Origin of the sequence: Sphingomonas sp. 66-10 (assembly GCF_001897045.1) — a bacterium.
Taxonomy (GTDB): Bacteria; Pseudomonadota; Alphaproteobacteria; order Sphingomonadales; family Sphingomonadaceae; genus Sphingomonas; species Sphingomonas lycopersici.
The window spans coordinates 23,060-25,081 of the sequence record NZ_MKRR01000166.1 but is presented as its reverse complement, the minus strand read 5'-3'; the positions used below and the strand labels follow the sequence as shown (position 1 = coordinate 25,081).

3 protein-coding genes are annotated in these 2,022 nt (G+C 65.2%); 1 reads left to right on the top strand and 2 read right to left on the bottom strand.

Annotation, left to right across the window (positions count from 1 at the left end):
• Window positions 1-1,248: oxidoreductase (locus tag BGN95_RS25975; RefSeq protein ID WP_286774509.1), on the bottom strand; the 1,248-nt coding region annotated here is incomplete at its 3' end.
• A gap of 26 nt (window positions 1,249-1,274) precedes the next feature.
• Window positions 1,275-1,721, bottom strand: a complete 447-nt coding sequence (locus BGN95_RS25970; RefSeq protein ID WP_286774508.1) for a nuclear transport factor 2 family protein — start codon at window positions 1,719-1,721, stop codon at window positions 1,275-1,277.
• 134 nt (window positions 1,722-1,855) lie between these two features.
• On the opposite strand from BGN95_RS25970, the gene BGN95_RS27195 reads away from it, so the two are divergent.
• Window positions 1,856-2,022, top strand: a 167-nt coding sequence (locus BGN95_RS27195; protein ID WP_353744751.1) for a nuclear transport factor 2 family protein, incomplete at its 3' end; no start/stop codon positions are given.

The following is a 2,022-nucleotide window of genomic DNA, read 5'->3' as shown; positions in this document are numbered from 1 at the left end:
GCCGATCACCGCCACATGCTTCGGCGCGGCGGTGCGCGGCAGGGTGCGCTCCAGCTCGAACCCGGTTTCGGGATTGACCGCACATTTCACCGGGCGGCTGAAGAAGATCTGGCTGATGCAGGTGTAGCAATAGATGCACGGCCGCACCGCCTCGCGCTGCCCTTCGGCGAGCTTGCGCGGCAGATGCGGATCGGCGAGCAATTTGCGCCCCATCGTCACGAAATCGAGCTTGCCCGCCGCGATGAAGCGATCGGCATCCTCGGGCTCGATCCGCCCGGGGCAGATCACGGGGATGCCGAGCCCGGCCTTGATCCGCGCCGCGGCGGCGACGAAATTGTTGGGGATATCGGTGGCATGCCCGGTCGAATAAGTCGCCCCGCGCCCCGGATGACCGTCCGCCGAGACGTGGATCGCATCGGCGCCGGCCGCCTCGGCAAGCCGCGCGGTCGCCGCGGCATCCTCGACCGTAATCCCGCCGTCGATCAGGAAATGCTGGCTGTCGAGCCGCGGCCAGACCGGCACATCGGGGCCGACCGTGGCCTTCACCGCGCGGATGATCTCGCACAAGAGCCGCGCGCGGTTTTCGATCGGGCCGCCATAGTCGTCGTCGCGCCGGTTGGAGAGTGGCGAAAGAAACGACGAGATCAGATAGCCGTGCCCGGCGTGAAGCTCGATCGCATCGACCCCGGCGCGCACCGCGCGCTCCGCCGCGCGTGCGAACATCGCGATCAGCGCCTTGATGTCGTCGGCGGTCATCACCTGGAAGCGGATCTCGCCCATTGCCGCCATCGGCGCGGTGAAGATGCGATATTCGTCCTCGAGGAACCCCTCCATCATGTCGCCGCTGTCCTTACCGACCAGCGGGATCGAGGGGGTCCATAACGGCCGCCCGGCGAGCATGTCGTTCATCGCAACCAGCCCGGCATGCTGGAGCTGGATCGCCAGCTTCGCGCCATGCGCGTGGAGCGCATCGGCGAGCGCGCGGACCCCGGGGATATGGCGCTCGTCGGAGATCGCCTCGTTGCGCCAATTGCCCGATCCGTCGGGATAGCCGATCGACACCGATCCCATCGTGATCAGCGCCGCGCCCCCCTTGGCGCGCTCGACATAATAAGCACGCAACCGCTCGCCGGTGATCCCGTCCTCATCGGCGAGGTTGGAGCCCATCGGCGTCATGAAGATGCGGTTGCGCAATTCCATCGCGCCGATCCGGCCGGGCGAAAGCAGGTGGCGGAAATGCCGCGACATTCTTGCTCCTCTCCGTTGCGCGTCGGTCAGCCGATCGCGCCGTCCTTAACCGCCTGCCATGTCGCGCTTGTGCCCAGCGCGCGCTCGACGACCTGCGGGTTCACATATTCGCGCCAGCGCGTGATGCGCCCGTCGGCGAACTCGAACAGGCTGATGTAGTTGTTCGAATAAGGCGCGCCGGTCGGCAGATATTCGCTGTGCGAGCTATATTCGGCGATCAATTTGCCGGGGTCGGCCATCTCGTGGATCGCCGCGATGCGATAGGCATAGGGGGTGAAATCGCGCAGGCTCTCCTCCAGCGCATCGCGCAGCCAGCGCGCGCCGCGCTGTTCGGTCGGAAAACCGTCCATCACCGGATAGGGCCATTCGAGCAGGATATCGTCGGCGAGGCACGCCTCGAATGTGTCGAAATCCTTGGTGCCCAGCGCCACCAGCATGCGCTCAAACAGCGCGACGTTTGCCGGATCGGTCATCCTTCGCCTCTCGATTATCGTTTTTCGCGCTCAGGCTATTGCCGCGCGAAGAAGCGCGCCTAGTCAATTCTGAGGAGATCGCGGATCATCGCTGCGGTTAAGCTCGACCGAAATCGAGTGGGAGAAGGATCGCCGTGGCGCTCAGGCTGGAAGATATCGAGCTGATCAAGCAGCTCAAACACCGTTACTGCCGCTTCCTCGATACGGCGGATGCCGCGGGGCTGACGAGCGTGCTCGCGCCGGAAGTGGTGGTCGATTATGTCGGCGCGACCTATCATTTCCACGCCGAGGGTAGCGCCGA